This is a genomic window from Escherichia sp. E10V10 (genome assembly GCF_004211985.1).
Lineage (GTDB): Bacteria > Pseudomonadota > Gammaproteobacteria > Enterobacterales > Enterobacteriaceae > Escherichia.
On record NZ_RHJO01000004.1, the window covers coordinates 295,665 to 316,475 of the forward strand.

The 20,811-nt window shown below is 52.5% G+C and carries 22 protein-coding genes; 7 read left to right on the forward strand and 15 right to left on the reverse strand.

Annotated elements, in window-relative coordinates; genetic code table 11:
• The first annotated feature begins 46 nt into the window (after positions 1-46).
• Entirely contained in the window at positions 47-1,075 is a 1,029-nt protein-coding gene (torT, locus tag D9736_RS10155; protein WP_130258267.1) for a TMAO reductase system periplasmic protein TorT, read from the forward strand.
• Here torT and torR read toward each other — a convergent pair.
• Positions 1,048-1,740 (reverse strand): two-component system response regulator TorR, encoded by a 693-nt coding sequence (gene torR / locus D9736_RS10160; RefSeq protein ID WP_130258268.1) that lies wholly within the window; start codon positions 1,738-1,740, stop codon positions 1,048-1,050. The two genes, torT and torR, sit on opposite strands and share 28 nt — an antisense overlap.
• A 129-nt stretch (positions 1,741-1,869) precedes the next feature.
• Here torR and torC point away from each other — a divergent pair, with 129 nt between their 5' ends.
• From torC to torD, 3 genes are read left to right on the forward strand one after another with little or no spacing between them, the layout of a single operon-like run.
• Positions 1,870-3,042: a pentaheme c-type cytochrome TorC gene (gene torC / locus D9736_RS10165; RefSeq protein ID WP_130258269.1), complete on the forward strand. Its 1,173-nt coding sequence runs from the start codon at positions 1,870-1,872 to the stop codon at positions 3,040-3,042.
• Positions 3,042-5,588, forward strand: a complete 2,547-nt coding sequence (torA, locus tag D9736_RS10170) for a trimethylamine-N-oxide reductase TorA (protein WP_130258270.1) — start codon at positions 3,042-3,044, stop codon at positions 5,586-5,588. The genes torC and torA overlap by 1 nt, the downstream gene beginning before the upstream one ends.
• Complete coding sequence (torD, locus tag D9736_RS10175) at positions 5,585-6,184, forward strand: molecular chaperone TorD (RefSeq protein WP_130258271.1); 600 nt, start codon at positions 5,585-5,587, stop codon at positions 6,182-6,184. Before torA ends, torD begins: the two co-directional genes overlap by 4 nt.
• Positions 6,185-6,426: 242 nt before the next feature.
• Here torD and cbpM read toward each other — a convergent pair whose 3' ends face one another.
• The 5 genes from cbpM to D9736_RS10200 form a co-directional block, all read right to left on the reverse strand.
• Complete coding sequence (gene cbpM, locus D9736_RS10180) at positions 6,427-6,732, reverse strand: chaperone modulator CbpM (RefSeq protein ID WP_130205424.1); 306 nt, start codon at positions 6,730-6,732, stop codon at positions 6,427-6,429.
• Positions 6,732-7,652: a curved DNA-binding protein gene (gene cbpA / locus D9736_RS10185; protein ID WP_130205426.1), complete on the reverse strand. Its 921-nt coding sequence runs from the start codon at positions 7,650-7,652 to the stop codon at positions 6,732-6,734. The genes cbpM and cbpA overlap by 1 nt, the downstream gene beginning before the upstream one ends.
• A gap of 213 nt (positions 7,653-7,865) precedes the next feature.
• Positions 7,866-8,222: a RidA family protein gene (locus tag D9736_RS10190; RefSeq protein ID WP_130258272.1), complete on the reverse strand. Its 357-nt coding sequence runs from the start codon at positions 8,220-8,222 to the stop codon at positions 7,866-7,868.
• A complete protein-coding gene (locus tag D9736_RS10195) occupies positions 8,219-9,472 on the reverse strand; it encodes a D-amino acid dehydrogenase (protein ID WP_130258273.1) in 1,254 nt (417 codons plus the stop codon). Before D9736_RS10195 ends, D9736_RS10190 begins: the two co-directional genes overlap by 4 nt.
• Before the next feature lie 50 nt (positions 9,473-9,522).
• Complete coding sequence (locus D9736_RS10200; RefSeq protein ID WP_130215827.1) at positions 9,523-10,437, reverse strand: LysR family transcriptional regulator; 915 nt, start codon at positions 10,435-10,437, stop codon at positions 9,523-9,525.
• 272 nt (positions 10,438-10,709) lie between these two features.
• Between D9736_RS10200 and D9736_RS10205 the strand changes: the two genes are divergently transcribed.
• Complete coding sequence (locus D9736_RS10205; protein ID WP_130258274.1) at positions 10,710-12,143, forward strand: gluconate:proton symporter; 1,434 nt, start codon at positions 10,710-10,712, stop codon at positions 12,141-12,143.
• Between the two features lie 149 nt (positions 12,144-12,292).
• A complete protein-coding gene (gene agp, locus D9736_RS10210) occupies positions 12,293-13,534 on the forward strand; it encodes a bifunctional glucose-1-phosphatase/inositol phosphatase (protein ID WP_130258275.1) in 1,242 nt (413 codons plus the stop codon).
• A gap of 220 nt (positions 13,535-13,754) precedes the next feature.
• On the opposite strand, the gene D9736_RS10215 is transcribed toward agp, so the two are convergent.
• Positions 13,755-13,982 (reverse strand): YccJ family protein, encoded by a 228-nt coding sequence (locus D9736_RS10215; RefSeq protein WP_001143120.1) that lies wholly within the window; start codon positions 13,980-13,982, stop codon positions 13,755-13,757.
• Between the two features lie 20 nt (positions 13,983-14,002).
• Complete coding sequence (gene wrbA, locus D9736_RS10220; protein WP_001151442.1) at positions 14,003-14,599, reverse strand: NAD(P)H:quinone oxidoreductase; 597 nt, start codon at positions 14,597-14,599, stop codon at positions 14,003-14,005.
• A gap of 376 nt (positions 14,600-14,975) precedes the next feature.
• Here wrbA and D9736_RS10225 point away from each other — a divergent pair, with 376 nt between their 5' ends.
• Positions 14,976-15,149 (forward strand): general stress protein, encoded by a 174-nt coding sequence (locus D9736_RS10225; RefSeq protein WP_001273658.1) that lies wholly within the window; start codon positions 14,976-14,978, stop codon positions 15,147-15,149.
• A gap of 83 nt (positions 15,150-15,232) precedes the next feature.
• Here the strand turns inward: D9736_RS10225 and rutG are convergent, their stop codons facing one another.
• The 7 genes from rutG to rutA are packed head-to-tail and all read right to left on the reverse strand — an operon-like array spanning position 15,233 to position 20,676.
• The gene (rutG, locus tag D9736_RS10230) at positions 15,233-16,561 is read right to left on the reverse strand and encodes a pyrimidine utilization transport protein G (RefSeq protein ID WP_130215833.1); all 1,329 of its coding nucleotides are present in this window, start codon (positions 16,559-16,561) and stop codon (positions 15,233-15,235) included.
• A 20-nt stretch (positions 16,562-16,581) separates the two neighbouring features.
• Positions 16,582-17,076 carry an NADH-dependent FMN reductase RutF gene (rutF, locus tag D9736_RS10235; RefSeq protein ID WP_001028092.1) on the reverse strand — a complete coding sequence of 165 codons (495 nt, stop codon included), beginning with the start codon at positions 17,074-17,076 and terminating at the stop codon, positions 16,582-16,584.
• 10 nt (positions 17,077-17,086) lie between these two features.
• Positions 17,087-17,677, reverse strand: a complete 591-nt coding sequence (locus D9736_RS10240) for a malonic semialdehyde reductase (protein WP_001001171.1) — start codon at positions 17,675-17,677, stop codon at positions 17,087-17,089.
• A gap of 9 nt (positions 17,678-17,686) precedes the next feature.
• Positions 17,687-18,487, reverse strand: coding sequence for a pyrimidine utilization protein D (gene rutD / locus D9736_RS10245; RefSeq protein WP_130258276.1), 801 nt, complete (start codon positions 18,485-18,487; stop codon positions 17,687-17,689).
• A gap of 7 nt (positions 18,488-18,494) precedes the next feature.
• On the reverse strand, positions 18,495-18,881 hold the full coding sequence (rutC, locus tag D9736_RS10250) for a 3-aminoacrylate deaminase (protein WP_001126780.1): 387 nt from the start codon (positions 18,879-18,881) through the stop codon (positions 18,495-18,497).
• Between the two features lie 11 nt (positions 18,882-18,892).
• Positions 18,893-19,585 (reverse strand): peroxyureidoacrylate/ureidoacrylate amidohydrolase RutB, encoded by a 693-nt coding sequence (rutB, locus tag D9736_RS10255; protein ID WP_130258317.1) that lies wholly within the window; start codon positions 19,583-19,585, stop codon positions 18,893-18,895.
• Complete coding sequence (rutA, locus tag D9736_RS10260) at positions 19,585-20,676, reverse strand: pyrimidine utilization protein A (protein WP_130258318.1); 1,092 nt, start codon at positions 20,674-20,676, stop codon at positions 19,585-19,587. The genes rutB and rutA overlap by 1 nt, the downstream gene beginning before the upstream one ends.
• Positions 20,677-20,811 lie beyond the last annotated feature (135 nt).

Consider the following 20,811-nt stretch of genomic DNA (forward strand, 5'->3'; position numbering starts at 1 on the left):
AAGCGGAATGCATCTAGCATAAAGCCTTATTATTGATGAGGCTATCATGCGCGTACTGCTATTTTTACTTCTTTCCCTTTTCATGTTGTCGGCATTTTCGGCTGATAATCTGCTGCGCTGGCATGATGCGCAGCATTTCACGGTGCAACCTGTTATGCCGTTAAAGGCAAATCGTCCCTGGAAGTTGTGTGCGCTTTACCCCAGCCTGAAAGATTCATACTGGTTATCGTTGAACTATGGTATGCAGGAGGCTGCTCGCCGCTACGGTGTGGATTTAAAAGTGCTGGAGGCAGGCGGCTACAGCCAGTTGGCTACCCAGCAAGCACAAATCGACCAGTGTAAACAGTGGGGCGCAGAGGCCATTTTGCTCGGTAGTAGCACGACGTCATTTCCCGACCTGCAAACGCAGGTAGCAAGTCTGCCGGTGATCGAACTGGTAAATGCTATTGATGCTCCCCAGGTGAAAAGCCGCGTTGGCGTGCCCTGGTTTCAGATGGGCTATCAACCAGGGCGATATCTGGTGCAATGGAGCCACGGAAAACCATTGAACGTGCTGTTGATGCCCGGCCCCGATAACGCCGGGGGCAGTAAGGAGATGGTAGAGGGTTTTCGCGCAGCCATAGCCGGAAGCCCGGTGCGTATTGTCGATATTGCGCTCGGCGATAACGATATTGAAATCCAGCGTAACCTGTTGCAGGAGATGCTGGAACGCCATCCAGAAATCGACGTCGTTGCCGGAACGGCCATTGCGGCAGAGGCGGCAATGGGTGAAGGGCGCAACCTGAAAACGCCGCTTACTGTGGTGTCGTTTTATCTTTCACATCAGGTGTATCGCGGGCTGAAGCGGGGAAGAGTGATTATGGCTGCCAGCGATCAAATGGTCTGGCAGGGGGAACTGGCGGTTGAGCAGGCCATCAGGCAATTACAGGGGCAATCGGTGTCTGATAATGTCAGCCCACCGATTTTAGTCCTGACGCCGAAAAATGCCGACCGCGAACATATCCGCCGCTCGCTGTCGCCAGGGGGATTTCGTCCGGTCTATTTTTATCAGCACACATCAGCGGCTAAGAAATAACCTTCGCCATGTTGTGTCACCAGTAAATCCGCGCTGAGTTTATGACGTAAACGACGAATTAACACATCGACAGTGCGCAGGTCAGGGTTTTCCACCCGACGGGCAGAGAGCATACGCAGCAGACGTTCGCGGCTGAGAATTTCGCCGGGATTGGTCACAAACGCCACCAGCATTTCATACTCTGCGCGGGTCAGTTTAATCGGTTCGCCATCCAAATCCAGCGTATGGCGCGACACATTCAGGCAATAACCGGCAAAGCGATAGCAGTTGTCCTGAGTGAGCGGTTGAGCTTGTCGCGCGAGGTCGATTCGCCAGAGCAGATTTTTCACCCGTACTACCAGTTCGCGCAGTTCCAGCGGTTTGGTGACGTAATCGTCTGCGCCCATTTCCAGCCCAACAATCCGGTCAATCCGATCGCTGCGTCCGGTAACCAGAATAATCCCCACCGTTGAGCGTTCTCGCAGGGCGCGGGTTAACATCAGGCCATTTTCATCGGGCAAATTGATATCCAGCAGAATTAAATCCACTGATTGATTTTGCATAATTTCCCGTAGCCCGGCACCGCTTGCCGTAACGGAAACGGTATACCCCTCCTGAGTGAAGTAGGTTTGTAATCGCGCCTGGGTAACCGGCTCATCTTCAACAATAACAATGTGATGTGGCATCAGAGGGTTTTTCTCATTCTGTTCATATCTGTTCATATTCTGCCGTAAGCCGTTCATCCTGACCAGTGCCGCTGTTCATATTTGCTCATTAAGATCGCTTCACTAAACCATAATTTTACAGGGGCTATTATGCGGAAACTCTGGAACGTGCTACGCCGACCCAGTGCTCGTTGGTCGGTACTGGCGCTGGTCGCTATTGGGATTGTGATTGGCATTGCGCTGATTGTATTGCCACACGTTGGGATCAAAGTCACCAGCACAACCGAATTTTGTGTCAGTTGCCACAGTATGCAACCGGTGTATGAAGAATATAAACAGTCGGTGCATTTCCAGAACGCCTCCGGCGTGCGAGCTGAATGCCATGACTGTCATATCCCGCCGGATATTCCAGGCATGGTGAAGCGCAAACTGGAAGCGAGCAACGATATCTACCAGACCTTTATTGCCCACTCCATTGATACACCTGAGAAATTCGAAGCCAAACGCGCGGAACTTGCCGAGCGTGAATGGGCGCGAATGAAAGAAAACAACTCGGCAACCTGCCGCTCCTGCCATAACTACGATGCGATGGATCATGCGAAGCAGCATCCTGAAGCGGCACGTCAGATGAAGGTGGCAGCGAAAGATAATCAATCCTGCATTGACTGTCATAAAGGTATTGCCCACCAGTTACCGGATATGAGTAGCGGCTTCCGTAAGCAGTTCGATGAGCTGCGCGCCAGTGCTAATGATAGTGGTGACACACTGTACTCCATTGATATTAAGCCGATTTATGCGGCGAAAGGCGATAAAGAAGCGTCTGGTTCTCTGCTGCCCGCCTCGGAAGTGAAAGTCCTTAAACGTGACGGCGACTGGCTGCAAATTGAAATTACCGGCTGGACGGAAAGCGCCGGACGTCAGCGTGTACTCACCCAATTCCCAGGTAAACGTATCTTTGTTGCCTCGATTCGTGGCGATGTGCAGCAGCAGGTGAAAACGCTGGAGAAAACCACCGTTGCCGACACCAATACCGAGTGGAGCAAGTTGCAGGCCACCGCGTGGATGAAGAAAGGCGACATGGTGAACGATATCAAACCGATCTGGGCTTATGCGGATTCGCTGTACAACGGCACCTGTAACCAGTGCCACGGCGCACCGGAAATATCCCACTTTGACGCTAACGGTTGGATCGGCACGCTCAACGGCATGATTGGCTTTACCAGCCTCGATAAACGTGAAGAACGCACCTTGTTGAAATATCTGCAAATGAATGCGTCTGACACCGCAGGTAAGGCTCACGGCGATAAGAAGGAAGAAAAATAATGAACAATAACGATCTCTTTCAGGCATCACGTCGGCGTTTTCTGGCACAACTCGGCGGCTTAACTGTCGCCGGGATGCTGGGGCCGTCATTGTTAACGCCGCGCCGTGCGACTGCGGCGCAAGCGGCGACTGAGGCCGTCACCTCGAAAGAGGGCATTCTTACCGGCTCGCACTGGGGGGCTATCCGCGCGACGGTGAAGGAGGGGCGCTTTGTGGCGGCAAAACCGTTCGAACTGGATAAATATCCGTCGAAAATGATCGCCGGATTGCCGGACCACGTACACAACGCGGCGCGTATTCGTTATCCGATGGTACGCGTGGACTGGCTGCGTAAGCGCCATCTGAGCGACACCTCCCAGCGCGGTGATAACCGTTTTGTGCGCGTGAGCTGGGATGAAGCCCTCGACATGTTCTATGAAGAACTGGAACGCGTACAGAAAACTCACGGGCCGAGTGCCTTGCTGACCGCCAGCGGTTGGCAATCGACGGGGATGTTCCATAACGCTTCGGGGATGCTGGCGAAAGCTATTGCCTTGCATGGTAATAGCGTTGGTACCGGCGGGGATTACTCCACCGGTGCTGCGCAGGTGATCCTGCCGCGTGTCGTTGGCTCCATGGAAGTGTATGAACAGCAAACCTCCTGGCCACTGGTCTTGCAGAACAGCAAAACCATTGTGCTGTGGGGCTCCGATTTGCTGAAAAACCAGCAGGCAAACTGGTGGTGCCCGGATCACGATGTTTATGAATATTACGAGCAGCTAAAAGCGAAAGTCGCAGCCGGTGAAATTGAGGTCATCAGCATCGATCCGGTTGTCACATCCACCCATGAGTATCTGGGGCGCGAGCATGTGAAGCACATTGCGGTTAACCCGCAAACTGACGTGCCGCTGCAACTGGCGCTGGCGCATACGTTGTACAGCGAAAACCTGTACGACAAAAACTTCCTCGCTAACTACTGCGTGGGCTTTGAGCAGTTTCTGCCCTATCTGTTGGGCGAGAAAGACGGTCAGCCGAAAGATGCCGCATGGGCTGAAAAACTGACTGGCATTGATGCCGAAACCATTCGCGGGCTGGCGCGGCAGATGGCGGCCAACAGAACGCAGATTATTGCTGGCTGGTGCGTACAGCGTATGCAGCACGGTGAACAGTGGGCGTGGATGGTTGTGGTTCTGGCGGCGATGCTGGGACAAATTGGCCTGCCGGGCGGTGGCTTTGGTTTTGGCTGGCACTATAACGGTGCAGGCACGCCGGGGCGTAAAGGCGTCATTCTGAGCGGTTTCTCCGGCTCAACGTCGATTCCGCCTGTCCACGACAACAGCGACTACAAAGGCTACAGCAGTACCATTCCGATTGCCCGTTTTGTCGATGCGATCCTCGAACCGGGGAAAGTAATCAACTGGAATGGTAAATCGGTAAAACTGCCGCCGCTGAAAATGTGTATTTTTGCCGGAACTAACCCGTTCCATCGCCATCAGCAGATCAATCGCATTATTGAAGGCTGGCGCAAGCTGGAAACGGTTATCGCCATAGATAACCAGTGGACCTCAACCTGCCGCTTTGCCGATATCGTGCTGCCTGCGACCACGCAGTTTGAGCGTAACGATCTCGACCAGTACGGCAACCACTCCAACCGTGGCATTATCGCCATGAAACAGGTCGTGCCGCCGCAGTTCGAGGCGCGTAACGACTTTGATATTTTCCGCGAGCTGTGCCGTCGCTTTAATCGCGAAGAAGCCTTTACCGAAGGGCTGGACGAAATGGGCTGGCTGAAACGCATCTGGCAGGAAGGTGTACAACAAGGCAAAGGACGCGGCGTTCATCTGCCAGCGTTTGATGACTTCTGGAATAACAAAGAGTACGTCGAGTTTGACCATCCGCAGATGTTTGTTCGCCACCAGGCATTCCGCGAAGATCCGGATCTCGAACCGCTGGGCACGCCGAGTGGCCTGATTGAGATCTACTCGAAAACCATTGCCGACATGAACTATGACGATTGTCAGGGACATCCGATGTGGTTTGAGAAAATCGAACGCTCCCACGGTGGGCCCGGCTCGCAGAAATATCCGTTGCATCTGCAATCTGTGCATCCGGATTTCCGACTTCACTCGCAGTTATGTGAGTCGGAAACGCTGCGTCAGCAATATATGGTAGCAGGTAAAGAGCCAGTGTTCATTAACCCGCAGGATGCCAGCGCGCGCGGCATTCGTAACGGTGATGTGGTACGCGTCTTTAACGCTCGCGGTCAGGTGTTGGCAGGGGCAGTAGTTTCTGACCGCTATGCACCCGGTGTGGCGCGAATTCATGAAGGGGCATGGTACGATCCAGATAAAGGCGGCGAGCCTGGTGCGCTGTGTAAATACGGTAACCTCAACGTGTTGACCATCGACATCGGTACTTCGCAGCTAGCGCAGGCGACCAGTGCGCACACTACGCTGGTGGAAATTGAGAAGTACAGCGGAACAGTGGAGCAGGTGACGGCGTTTGATGGTCCCGTAGAGATGGTGGCGCAGTGCGAATATGTTCCGGCGTCACAGGTGAAATCATGACTATCCTTACGCCACAACAGATTGCCTGTGTTTACGCTTGGCTGGCGCAGTTGTTCTCCCGTGAACTGGATGATGAACAACTGACGCAAATCGCCAGTGTGCAGATGGCTGAATGGTTTTCTTTGCTGAAACGCGAGCCGCCGCTGACTGCGGCGGTGAATGAGCTGGAGAAAAGTATTGCTGCATTGACAGTACGTGACGACGCCCGTCTGGAACTGGCCGCCGACTTTTGCGGCCTGTTTCTGATGACTGACAAGCAGGCGGCACTGCCGTATGCATCGGCCTACAAACAGGACGAGCAAGAGATTAAACGCTTGTTAGTTGAGGCAGGTATGGAAACCAGTGGCAATTTCAACGAACCGGCAGATCATCTGGCGATCTATCTGGAGTTGTTGAGTCATCTGTATTTTTCACTCGGAGAGGGAACCGTTACTGCGCGAAGAATCGACAGTTTGCGGCAAAAAACACTGACGGCGCTGCGGCAATGGTTACCAGAGTTTGCTGCGCGTTGCCATCAGTATGACAGTTTTGGTTTTTACGCGGCACTAAGCCAGTTATTGCTTGCGATAACCAATAGAGATAATGCCGATTGGTAGGCCTGATAAGACGCGTTAAGCGTCGCATCAGGCATTATGGCAGCGCCGCCGAATGCGGCGTGAATGTCTTCTCCGGCCTACGGAAAGGGTGATTTTTGTAGGCCTGATAAGACGCGTCAAGCGTCGCATCAGGCATTATGGCAGCGCTGCCGGATGCGGCGTGAACGCCTTATCCGGCCTACGGGAACGGTGATCTTTGTAGGCTTGATAAGACGCGTCAGCATCGCATCCGGCAGCCACACTCACGGGTGAGCCACAAACCGGGAAAGCCGCTGGCGTAACAGACGGTTTTCCTGTTTCAGATGTGCAATATCATCCATTAACGTCAGCGCCACCGCGATCCCCGGCCAGTCCAGCGCCAGTTCCTGACGCAGACGTACCGCGCGTTGCACCACAATGGCAGCATGGTCATCAAATACCCAGGTTGTTTCCTGGATCTCTCTCGGTTCAACCACCCCCAAACCGACAATTTCATTCAACTCCTCTTCAGAAATGCCGGTATGCAGGCAAAATTCGGTAATGGTAAAAGTCACCGTAACATGAGCCATTATGCTTTCCCCCAATCTTTACGTGGATCAAAAGACGACTGGGCGTCTGCCAGTTGTTGCCACAGCGCGGCAGTATTTTCATCCGGTTTCGGCGGCATGACGATTTTCAGTACCGCATACAAGTCACCAGTCTGTTTTTTGCTTACCAGACCTTTGCCTTTAATGCGCAATCGTTGCCCGGCCTGACTGCCTGGCGGAATGGTCAACAAAATGCTTTCTTTCAGGGTTGGTACAGTGACTTTGCTACCCAGAGCCGCTTCCCACGGGCTAACCGGCACCACAATTTCCAGATCCTGACCGACAATATCAAACAACGGATGCGGGGCTATATGAATCACCAGCCACAGGTCGCCATTTGGACCACCGTTTTCGCCTGGCGTCCCCTGGCCTTTCAGGCGGATACGTTGGCCATTGCCGACGCCCGCCGGGATCTTCACATTCAGCGTTTTCGGGATTTCCTGTTCGATCATGCCAAAGGCGTTATAAACCGGCAGGTTATAACTGATGGTACGTTTGTGCTCAGTAAGCGTTTCTTCCAGGAATACCGCAACTTCAATTTCAATATCGTGGCCACGTGTGGCGGGGCGTTGACGGCTCTGGCGGGCATGTTGACCGAAAATTGACGAGAAGATATCGTCAAAATCTTCGGCATTGAAACTCTGACCGTCGCCATGCTGGAACTGGCGGTTGAATTGCGGATCGTTGCGATGCTGCCACATCTGATCATATTCAGCGCGACGCTGTTCATCACTTAACACTTCCCAGGCTTCAGCGACCTCTTTGAAGCGGGCTTCGGCATCGGGCTCTTTGCTGACATCTGGATGGTATTTGCGGGCCAGTCGACGATAGGCGGTCTTGATTGTCTTGAGATCGTCCGTCGGTTTCACGCCCATGATGGCGTAATAATCCTTTAATTCCATAGCGTTATCTCGCGTAAATCAATACAGACAAAGGGAAACCCCTGACAAGGTATCAGGGTTAAGTGTAGGGGAAATCAGAAAAAATCGTAGGCCAGTGATAAAAACATAACTAAAAATGATATTTTCAGCCTGAATTTTGGCAGGTAAAAGAGGGGACGTTTAACCTTCATAGATGCCCCATGACGACGTTGTCAGGGGGCGGAAAATGGTGAATTATCCGGCTTTTACCGCAGTGACCATCACTTCAACCAGAATCTCCGGGCGGGCCATCTCAGCCTGTACGGTAGCGCGAACCGGGCTATGTCCTTCTGGCAGCCAGTTAACCCATACGTCGTTGAAATCGGCAAAATCGCGGCTGATATCTTTCAGCCATACCTGAGCGGACAAGAGATGAAATTTATCACTGCCCGCTTCAGCAAGTAATGCGTCGATTTTCTCCAGCACTTCGCGCGTTTGTTGCGCGATGTCAGGCGTATTGCTCTTCGGTGTCTGACCGGAGAGAAATACAAGATTGCCATATTCCACACTGGCGGCAAGACGAGGTTGTGGGTTATTACGTTTGATATTCAAGCTGATTGGCTCCATGTCAGTCCATCAAGGGAAATTGTAGGATCTTCGCCCGACAGCAGCGCGCCTAACACCACGGCACTACCCGCCGCCAGCGTAAAGCCCAGACTGCCCTGACCAAGATTCATCCACAGATTTTGATACTTCGCCCGTCCTAATAGTGGCGGACCCGCAGGGGTGGATGGACGCATACCTGTCCATAATTCGGCATCATCGATGCCTTGCAGTTGCGGAAAACTGTTAGCTACGATCTGTTTTAAGGCATTGATTCGTTCAGGGCGCAGTTCATTACCGTCATAGCCAATATCGACCATGGCGGCGATACGCAACCGCTCACCGAGTCGGGCATAGACAATTTTATGACCATAGTCGGTGACACTGATTTGCGGTGCGATCCCCATTTCTTGTGGGAAGGGGAGCGTCAGACTGTAACCTTTCAGACCGCAGAGCGGTACGTGAGTCCCGGTTTCGGCAAGTAAATGCTTACTGCCATTACCCGCGGCAACGACATAATCATCAGCAACCAGTGTTCCTGTGCTGGTGGTGATGGAATCAATGCGCTCGCCTTTTTTATTCAACTGCAAAACTTCACAATCGGTTTGTAGCGAAAAATTTGCGCTGGCATTAAGTTTGGCAAGTAATGCCTGGCAGAACTTATAGCAGTCCGCCGTTTCATCGCCGGGGGAGTAAATACCGCCACACAATGAATGACCAATATGTTTTAGTGCTGGTTCAAGATGAACGCACTCTTCGCGTGACAAAGCCTGTTGAAATTGCGGATTAATGCCTTTTGCCGCTTTGGCTAAATCTTGCGGGCGGCGATGAATAATCAGTTTGCCAGAACGGCGCCAGTGAAAATCATCAAGATTATCTTCCAGCAGCCACTCTTCCATGACCTGACGGCTTAACAGTGATAAGCGTAAAATATGGTCGCCATTGAGTTTATTTGTCCGGCTATTGCAGGCCAGTAAAAATTCCAGCAACCAGCGCCACTGGCTAAATGACATGCGCAAACGCATATTGAGGGGGGAGTCGCTTTTCCCCATCCATTTAATTCCCTGCATCGGTACGCCTTTATCCGCCAGAGGAGCAACGTAGCGATAACTGAGTTGCCCACCATTAGCGAAACTGGTGGCGACGCCTGCCTGGCTGTTGCGTTCTAACAATTGCACCTGATGGCCCTGTTTTACCAGCACCCATGCTGTTGCCAGACCAATTACCCCGCCGCCAATAATTACAATGCGTTTTTTCATCACCTGAGATATCCACCGCTAATAAATGCGTTGGGGTTATGTCAAAGCATTTAGACCTGAGGAGCAATTGACTTTTTATTTTCAGGGTATAACTCAAGGTTAATGGCTCGCAGCTGGAGACGTAATTGCTGACAAAGGAAATCGACAAATTTTTGTGTAATGGGGCTAAGTGAAACGTCGGCGCGGCGTAGCAAGCAAAGGTCAATTTTCATTGGCGGGGCGATGGGGTGAATCGTCTCTGCCGGGAGGTTATGACGGGCAGAGAAAATATCGGTAATACTGCATCCCATTCCGCGTTTTACAAATTCCGTGGCCATGTAATAGGTCTGGACATTCAGGCGCGTCGTCAAAAAATCACGTCGTTTAGCTATTGCATCGGAAAGGGAATGAGGGCCGGGAGAAATCCAGCGTTGTTGGTCAATCTTGTCTATTTCTACTGCCCCCTGGCGATAGTCCCGGTCGATATAAACCAGCGGAACTTCGGCGATCAGCGTCGTCATAATTTCCCCTTGTTGAATCGGTTGTAGCGTCAGGGCCAGATCAATCTCACGCAGATCAAGTTTTTTAACCAGCGTTTCAGTGTGCTCTGTCGTCAGTGTCATGACCAGATTCGCATTCTGCTGGTAAAACGCCGTGACTATTTCCGGCACCAGACTTAATCCCAGGCTTGGCAGGCATCCCAGGGCTATTCTGGCTCGCGGATCTCGCGTCAGGTTATCGGCCAGCAGTCGCAGGTTGTCGAGTTCGTGATAAATCGACTGCGCTTTTTCAAAAAGTGTGATCGCTTCGCTGGTTGGAAGAAGCTTGCCACGAACTCGCTGAAAGAGCTGAAAACCGAGTTTTTGCTCAGCGTTTTTTAACGCTTTACTGGCGGCCGGCTGGGAAATATTCAGCGATTCCGCTGCCCGTGAAAGTGTCCCGCATGTCATCACAGCATAGAAGATTTCCAGGTGGCGCAGTTTCATTAAGAGTTAACCCAGAGTTATAGACGATAGATAAAAAGTCATTTCATGGTAACACTAAGTTAACATAAATTTAATGAGTAACGCCTGTTGTGGTAACAATGCGTTATTTGCCCACCTAAAGGGGTTAATTACGAACTCAGAATAATACCTGTAGTACCCGGACAAACCCTCAGTGCATTTTGCTAACAATAATAACGAGGGGGGATATTTTCTGAGCTGTCCAAATATATCGGCTGATATTGAAAGTCGATTCGATGGGGTTAAGGAGTTATATGAGTGACTCAATGCTCGCTGGTGGTTCACTAACCAGACAAAATATCACCAAAAAGAATGTCATTATTGGCTTGTTATTGATTGCATTTTTACTGATAGCGTTCTGGTGCCAGGGGCGTCCAGGTAATGAACTCGGACTGCTTGGTTTTACACCACTGGTGGCGTTAGCGGTGCTCTCGTTGATAGGCGTCGATATTGTTCTGGCGGTTATTTCATCGATTATTATTGCGATGATAATGACTTCCACCGGCTTACCTGAAATGGGCGCCATGCTGGCAAAATCGACGGGATCGTTTATCGCCACTGTTGGTTTGATCATTATGCTTGGCGCAGGCGTAGGTGAAGTGGCAACACGTACCGGAGCCGCCGTTGAACTGGTCAAATTTGTGGTGCATCGTATCGGGCTTTCCAGCCAGACACGGGTCAAATTTGGTATCGTTGTCTCATCCATTCTCATCTGTGGCGCGCTGGGCACAATGGCAGGCGGCAACGCCATTATTGTTGCGGTGATTATTCCCGTGGCGGCGGCAGTACGGCTGACACCGCCTACAGTGGCTGCACTGATGATGACGGCGGGGTCAGTGGGATTGTTTACCGGGCCATTTACTCCCAGTACCGTGACGATTTTACAACTCGGCGGCCTGACTTATCCGCAATACCTGATGTACGTCGGGCTGCCAATGAGCGCCGTGACGTTATTTGCTGGCTGGATAATGGCCGGGCGAATTCAGAAGATGACGGAAGGAAAATTACACTACGAAGTGGATCTTTCAGAGAAAACTCAGGAAGACGAGGAGCCTGCCCGCGATCGTCGTCGCAAACTCAGCGCCCTGGCATTTGCTGCAACCATTATTGTGATGGCGGTTATTGGCGTAGTGATAAAAGCAGGTTTTAGTTTTGCCATTATCGTTATGCTGTTGGTGGCGTTGATCACCGGGCTGGTGGGCGGATTAAGCCCAACCGGGATCCTGCAAGCGCTGTATAAAGGCTGTGGCAGACTGGTGTGGATGTTTCTGCTCTACTGGCTGTATAACCCGATTCTGGAACTTATGGATAGCCTGCAGGCGTATCAGGGATTGCTCGAATACACACAACCACTGTTAACCGGGATATCTCCGGCATGGCTTTGCTTCTGTATTTTTGCCTTTAACATTATCGGTCATGTACCCGGTGCTGCTGTTGCTCAGATGACCTTCACGCATAAAATATTTGGTCCGATGTTGATGGCTGCGGGAGTGCCGCCACAGGGTACAACGGCAGTATTATTAGCCTCATCACAAGTGGACTGGTTTGGACCTTTCCCGTCATCGGATATGTTCGGTCAAATGGGGCTGGCACAATCAACTCACCTGAAATATATGCTTTATAACGGTTGGGCCATTGTCATTGCCAATATCATTCTTTTTGCCGTGCTGTTTCAGATATTAGTTTAACGATACAAACCAGGCGATAGCGCGACTATTGTCCGTTATCGCCTGACGGTTTCCCGCCTCGTCATCTGCTAAATTGCGAACCTGTTCCCGGAAAAATGCCATATTTCTGTCACACTCTTAATTGATTGATAACTAAAGAGGTGATGGGAATGAAAAAAACGCTAATCGCTGCGGCCGTGGCTGGAATGGTTTTACTCTCTTCGAATGCTCAGGCACAGACCGTGCCGGAAGGCTATCAGCTACAGCAAGTGCTACTCATGAGCCGTCATAACTTACGTGCGCCTCTGGCAAATAATGGCAGTGTGCTTGAGCAGTCGACGCCGAATAAATGGCCGGAGTGGGATGTTCCTGGTGGACAACTCACGACCAAAGGCGGCGTGCTGGAAGTGTATATGGGCCATTACATGCGTGAGTGGCTGGCAGAGCAGGGAATAGTGAAAACGGGTGACTGCCCGCCGCCGGACACCGTTTATGCCTATGCCAATAGTTTGCAACGCACTGTCGCCACTGCGCAGTTCTTTATTACCGGCGCATTCCCAGGGTGTGATATTCCTGTTCATCACCAGGAAAAAATGGGCACTATGGACCCAACCTTTAATCCGGTGATCACCGATGATTCCGCCGCATTCAGTGAGCAGGCGGTGGCGGCAATGGAAAAAGAGCTCGGTAAACTTCAGCTTACCGACAGCTACCAGTTACTGGAAAAAATCGTTAACTATAAAGATTCCCCAGCCTGCAAAGAGAAACAGCAGTGCTCGCTGGTGGACGGTAAAAATACCTTTAGCGCGAAGTATCAACAAGAACCAGGCGTTTCCGGGCCGCTAAAAGTGGGCAACTCGCTGGTAGATGCGTTCACCCTGCAATACTACGAAGGTTTCCCGATGGATCAGGTGGCCTGGGGGGAGATCAAATCAGATCAACAATGGAAAGTGTTGTCGAAACTGAAAAACGGCTACCAGGATAGCCTGTTTACTTCACCGGAAGTGGCGCGCAATGTCGCGAAACCGCTGGTCAGTTATATCGACAAAGCCCTGGTTACCGATCGTGCCAGTGCGCCGAAAATCACAGTGCTGGTTGGGCACGACTCAAACATTGCCTCTCTGTTAACGGCGCTGGATTTCAAACCGTATCAGTTGCATGACCAGAACGAACGCACGCCGATTGGCGGCAAAATCGTTTTCCAGCGTTGGCATGACAGCAAAGCTAATCGCGATTTGATGAAAATTGAATATGTGTACCAGGGTTCGGAACAGTTGCGTAATGCCGATGCGTTAACGTTGCAGGCCCCTGCGCAGCGTGTGACGCTGGAATTAACCGGCTGCCCGATAGATGCCAACGGTTTTTGCCCGATGGATAAGTTTGATAACGTGTTGAATGAAGCGGTGAAATAACAGAAAGCTCCCCCGCGAGAAGCGGGGGAATATGAGATTGATGACAAACGTGAGATTGCCTGATGCGCTACGCTTATCAGGCCTACCCGAGAATTGCACTATATCGAATTTGCACGATCATGTAGGCCGGATAAGGCGTTCACGCCGCATCCGGCATGAACAAAGCGCACGTTGTCAACAATTTGAAAGCTCCCCCGCGAGAAGCGGGGGAGTTTCAGGATTAAACGTTTTTACGTTCGATGGTCTGTTCGCCCCAAAAAAGCGAATCTTTATCGGTTTTAGCAAAGGCTTTGACTAACACTTCATCGCTACCTTCTTCCCAAATCTTTTCCGCCATTTTTTCGTCGTACCCGGCGACTTCGAAAATGGCCTCGGCTATTTCCGGCGACGTATTGCGCAGAGATGCCCATTCACCCACGTGATGAGCTTTCGCTTCTTGAGTTGGCATGCGTATCCTCCTGTTGAAGATTAGCCGTTGAGTTTAACTGCCAGACCAGCGACATATTCCCCCTGATAACGTGCGATAGACAACTCTTCCTGGCTGGGTTGGCGTGAACCGTCACCGCCTGCAATGGTGGTTGCGCCGTACGGCGTTCCGCCGCGAACCTGCGAGACGTCAAAAAGTTCCTGCGCTGCGTAGCCAATAGGGACAATCACCATGCCGTGGTGCGCAAGTGTCGTCCAGGTGGATGTGATGGTTTGTTCCTGACCGCCGCCAGTGCCGGTAGAGCTAAAGACGCTCGCCAGTTTTCCGTACAATGCGCCAGAAGCCCACAGGCCGCCCGTCTGGTCGAGGAAGGTACGCATTTGCCCGGACATATTGCCGAAGCGAGTTGGCGTACCAAAAATAATGGCGTCGTAATCGGCCAGTTCTTGCGGAGTTGCAACGGGTGCAGTTTGCGTTTTACCGCCTGCTTTTTCGAATAATTGCGGCTGCATGGTTTCCGGTACACGCTTAACAACAACTTCTGCGCCATCGACTTTGCTTGCGCCTTCAGCGACTGCGCGCGCCATCGTTTCGATATGTCCGTACATGGAATAATAAAGCACCAGAACTTTAGCCATTTCTAACCACTCCTCGTGTTATCTCTATTCCGTAGCGATTCGCTACCACTCTTTTAAAGATAAGACGTCCTTTTCAGAGTGCAAATTTCACAACCACTTATTTGATTTATAACAACTTTCACAAGCGCGTAAATTTGTCGCAAAATGATACATTTTTATCCCATAGCGTTTTTTTAATCATAAGAGAGGCTTATGGATAATTATTGGAAATGATATCTATTCTCGCTCAGAACCTGTTGCAGGATATTACCAAACGCGGGTCCACCCGCGTCAGTTCACTAAGCTTAGTCCCACGTAGCGAAAATATGGCACCGCCATACGCCGCGTTAATCCTATGCAATGCAATATGATGTCTACATCAAGACGGAGGTCAGTAATGGCAAACCATCGAGGCGGTTCAGGTAATTTTGCAGAAGACCGCGAAAGAGCATCAGAAGCAGGTAAAAAAGGTGGACAGCACAGCGGGGGTAATTTCAAGAATGACCCGCAGCGCGCATCTGAAGCAGGTAAAAAAGGTGGCAAGAGCAGTCACGGCAAAAGCGACAACTAGCCGGGCTAATCAATGACGAATGCATTTTTTTCTTAAGCTCGTCAAAAAGTCATCACCGCCGGGTAATCCCGGCGGTTTTCTGTTCATGGCTCCTGATGAACAACTTCTGGCGGAGGAACGTCAACCAACTTTCTGCTTAACAACGCATTGAGTAAAATCGCGCCAAAAGTTGCCGTGCCGATCCCTCCCAACGTGAAGCCGCCCAGCGTGAGAGCAAAATCACCCGCGCCCAGCACTAACGTTACCGCGACCATTATCAAATTGCCGTTCTGGCTTAAATCCACACGGTTTTGTACCCAGATCCGCGCGCCTGCGACGGCAATTAGCCCGAACACAACAATTGATGCACCACCAATCACCGCTGCAGGAATGGTATGAATCAGCGCGCCAAATTTCGGCGAAAAGCCCAACAGCATGGCGATGACGGCAGCAGCAACAAACACCAGCGTTGAGTAGACTTTCGTCACGGCCATCACACCGATATTTTCAGCATAGGTGGTCACGCCGCTACCGCCGACAGAGCCGGAAAGCATCGTTGCCAGCCCATCACCGACGAATGCCCGCCCCATATACGGGTCCATATTGCGTCCGGTCATCCCGGCGACTGCCTTGAGATGACCTAAGTTTTCCGCCACCAGAATCACCGCCACGGGCGCAATCAGCATCATTGCCTGACCATTAAAAGCAGGAGTGGAAAAATGTGGCAGACCGAACCAGGCAGCATGGCTGACGAGAGTAAAATCGACGGCTTTTCCCAGCCCTAAAACGTTGGTCATCACGCCATACAGCAGACAAGCGACAATTAATCCTACGAGAATCAGCAACCGCTGGACCATGCCTCGGGTAAATACGGCCACCAGCCCAATACACAGCACCGTCATTACCGCCATCCAGCTATCAAAGCCCGAAGCCGATACACTTTTTACCGCGATAGGCGCTAAGTTCAGGCCAATCGCCATCACCACCGCGCCCGTCACTACGGGCGGCATCAGGCGTTCAATCCAGCGCGTACCGATCTTCATCACCACCAGGCCAATGACGGTATAAACCAGCCCACAGGCGATAATCCCGCCCAGCGCAATGCTGATATTCGGGTTAATGCCCTGGCCGTTAAAGCCCGTTGCAGCAATCACCACACCAACAAAAGCCGCGCTGGAACCGAGATAACTGGGAACGCGTCCTCCGGTAATAAAGAAAAACAGTAACGTGCCGATCCCCGACATTAAAATGGAAAGATTGGGATCCAGCCCCATCAGGATAGGCATTAACACCGTCGCGCCAAACATCGCCACCGCGTGTTGAACGCCCATTACTGCCGTCTGAGCAAACGGCAATCGTTCATCCGGCGCGACCACGCCGCTCTCTGTAGAGGTCGATTTTAACTGCCAGTGAGGAAAACCGAACATTGCCATCAGCTGTCTCCTTAAGGAGGTTAACAAGCAGGGCGCATCAGCGCGTGATAACTGCGATCGAACCACACCAGCCCGTAGGGGGTGGCGTGACGATGAATCGCCTCGATGGCGCAAAACAGAATGTCGTGGGTGCCGATGCTCACCACCTGGCTGATACGGCAGTCAAACGAAACCAGCGCCTCTTCCAGTTGCGGGCATCCGGTCACACCCGTCTGCCAGCGGGCGGCGGCAAAGCGGTGTTCCATGGGCGTTTTGCCGCCAAAAAGGTTTGAAAGCGGCTCCTGCCCGGCGCTAAGTGTATTTACACACAGCGTTCGATTTTCATTGAATACCGGCCAGACGGACGCCCCACGATTCAGGCACACCAGTAATGTGGGCGGCGTGTCGGTCACGCTGCAGACGGCGCTGGCGGTGAACCCGGCGCGCCCGGCTGGACCGTCCGTGGTGATGATATTGACCGCCGCGCCCATACAGGACATCGCATCGCGAAAAGTTTGTTGATCGACAATGTTCATAGTTTGCTCCTTACAACAGCCCGCAGGCTTCTTCAAAGGACAGACGTGGCAGGCGCGCAAAAAGTTTGCTGCTATCGCCATAGCCGATATTAATCAGCAGATTGCTTTTCAGCGTGCTGCCCGCAAAAAAGGCGTCGTCCACGTGTTGACGGTCGAAACCCGACATCGGGCCGGTATCCAGCCCCAGCGCACGGCAGGCAACGATCAGATAGGCCGCCTGCATGGAGCTGTTGCGAAACGCTGTTTCTTCGGCAAGTTGCGGGCTGGAAGTAAACCAACTGCGGGCATCGCCGTGAGGAAACAGTTGCGGTAACCGTTCATAAAATTCACTGTCCCAGGCGACGATAGCGGTGACGGGCGCGGTCAGGGTTTTTTGCAGATTGCCGCTGGAAAGCGCCGGGCGCAGACGTTCTTTTCCTTCTGCCGTGCGGATAAACACGATCCGTGCCGGAGAACAGTTAGCTGATGTTGGCCCCCATTTCATCAGGGCATAAATCTCCCGTAACGTCTCATCGCTGACGGGTGTCTCCCGCCAGCCGTTGTGAGTGCGGGCATCGGTGAACAAGGTGCTAAGCGCACCTGGGCTAACGGCTTCGTTCATAGCAATTCCTTACAGGGCGGCTTCACGGTGATGTAACAGGCTGGCAAGCCCGTTGAGTAACAGAGCATTAAACGTTTCGGGATCGGTCACGTTGCAGGCGTGTCCGCCATAGCGCATCACCATTTTCTGGCTATCGGGCAGGGCGGCATGAAGTTCACTGGAACATGCTGATGGCACCAGCAGATCATCACTGGCGCAGATGATTTGCACCGGGCAGCGGATACGATTCGCATGGTGACTAAAGTCAGCGCGTTTGAGGGCGTTAAGTCGACGCAGTAAATTATTTTTGCCCTGAAAATGCGCCAGTGCCAGCGCGTCTTCTGCCTCCAGGCGAGGTGCGCGGGCCGCCATCCAGTCGGCGGGATAGAGGAACAACGGCTGCGCTTCCACCCATGCCTGTGCGCCGCCGCTATACAGTAATCGTTCGCGAACCTGAAAACAGCGGCGCGTATGGGCGTTTATTCGTAGCCAGCCGTTAACGCTGACCAGCACAGTTACCGACGTGGGATAATCCAGCGCCAGCTGCATTCCCACCAGCGCACCGAGCGCATGGCCGACCACCGCGTAACGCTCAATCCCTGCGGCTACCAGTGCCTGATGCAATTCTGCTGCCATCTGGGCGATACTGTAATCCTCCGTCAGCGTGTCGGGATTATTACCGGTACCGCGCTGGTCGTAACAGACTACCTGATACTCCTGCTCCAGCACCGCCAGTTGCGGTAACCAGTAACTGCCGCTACCGCCAAGACCCGAAATCAACACCACTACGGGCGCATCAGCATAAGGGGGAGGTGAGAGTGAAAGTTTCATCGCGGCCTCACTTGGCGATATGCGCAATCGTGGCGATTTCCACCAGCGCGTCAGGTTTTACCAGTCCGCACTGAATGCAGAATCGCGCCGGTTTGTCACCCGGAAAAAACTCGGCGTAGATTTCGTTAATCGCGGCGTAATTTTTCCAGTCGGTAATAAAGATGCTGTTGAAGGTCACATCCGCCATCGTGCCACCCGCAGTTTCGATAACCTTGCGGATGGTTTCCAGAACGTGGCGGGTTTGCGCCTTTGGGTCATCGGCAAACAGCACGTTATTATGTTGATCAAAAGCCAGCGTACCGGAGACATACACCACGCCATCAGCCAGCGTGCCGGGAACGAAGGGGGCCAGCGGTGCGCTGCTGCCAGCGGGAATAATTACGGATTTCGGCATAAGTAAGTTCCTCAGGCAATACGAGCAAGAGACGTGGGAGAAAGCGCGTCGCAGAACGTTTCGACGTCGCTGACCCAGCCAAAAAAGGTTTCGATATTGAACAACGCAGCTTTCTGCGCAAATTCCGGCCCCGCCTGGTGAGTCGCGTCTTCCAGCACCACGCCGAAATATTCCAGAAAGAAGCCGTCGCGTAGCGTCGATTCGACGCAGACGTTGGTAGCGATGCCGGTGAAAACCAGATGACGTATTCCACGGCTGCGCAAAATGCTGTCCAGCGGCGTATTGAAGAAACCGCTGTAGCGCGGCTTCGGCAGCACAATATCGCCAGGCTGCGGCACCAGTTCATCCACCAGTTGATAATCCCAGGAGCCTTTCGCCAGCAACTTCCCCTGCAGCTGCGGCTGCTTACGCATGGTTTTCAGGGCGTTCGATTTATGAAAATTCGGTGAGCCGGGTCCGCCAGCCTCGACATACTGTTCATCCCAGCCATTTTGAAACCAGATGATCAACATCCCTGCCGCTCGCGCTGCGGTCACGGCGGTTTGAATGTTGGCAATGACCGGGCGAGTGGTTGAGACATCAAACCCGGCGAGATCTAAGTAGCCGCCTGGCGTGGCATAAGCGTTTTGCATATCCACCACGATCAGCGCACTTTGCTGCGGATCGAAGGTAATTGCTTCCGGTCGTGCGGCTAAGGTTGTCATCATGCCACCTCCTGAGTCAGCGCAGGGAGATGGGCGCGGCACTGCATCAGTGGTTGAATGCGCTCGCCGAAGGTTTCGATTCCCGACAGAAAATCATCGAAGGTCAACAGCACGCCTTCGGCACCAGGCACGCTTGCGACTTCATCTAACATGCGCGCGACACTGGCGTAAGAACCGACTAACGTCCCCATATTGATGTTTACCGCCGAAGTGGGATCGGCCATCTGACGGACGTTGGTGTCAGTACCGGAGCGGGTATCTTTCTGACTTTGTTCGGTTAGCCAGCTTAACGCCTCTTCATCTGCGCCCGCTTTGTAGTGTTCCCATTTGGCGCGAGCGGCATCGTCGGTTTCATCGGCAATCACCATAAACAACACATAAGAGCCAACGTCGCGCCCGGTTTGCTCTGCGGCCTGTTTCATCCGCGCAGCGGTCGGGGCGAAAGCCGTGGGGGTATTTACGCCTTTGCCGAAACAGAAGTTGAAATCGGCATACTGAGCGGAGAACGCCATGCCAGCGTCGCTTTGCCCGGCGCAGATCACTTTCATGGGGACACTCGGTTGCGGACTGACGCGACAATCATTCATGGTGAAAAAATCGCCTTTAAAATCGCTTTTCCCCGTGCCCCACAGGTCGCGCAGCACCTGAACATATTCGTTGAGATAGTCGTAACGACGGGAGAAATAGTCATCGCCAGGCCAGATACCCATCTGCTCATACTCGGGCTTTTGCCAGCCAGTCACGAGGTTGACGCCAAAACGCCCGCCAGAGATGGAGTCAATGGTTGCTGCCATACGGGCGACGATTGCCGGAGGCAACGTTAAGGTGGCGGCAGTGGCGTAAATCTGAATGCGCGAGGTCACGGCCGCCAGCCCCGCCATCAAAGTGAACGACTCAAGGTTGTGATCCCAGAACTCAGTTTTGCCGCCAAAACCACGCAGTTTGATCATCGACAGGGCGAAATCGAAATGGTAGTGCTCCGCTTTTTGCACAATGGCTTTATTCAGTTCAAAGGTCGGCATGTACTGCGGCGCGTGGGTCGAAATGAGCCAGCCGTTGTTGCCAATAGGTACAAATACGCCAATTTTCATCATCAACCTCTCTTCGTCTCGTAAAGTGAAAGTCAGACGGGGCGCTGCATCCTGCATATCCTTTTCAGCCGCCTAATGGCTTGTTTGCAAAGCGGGTGCCAGTTTTTAAAAAGTGAATGTTATTAATGTGTTAAC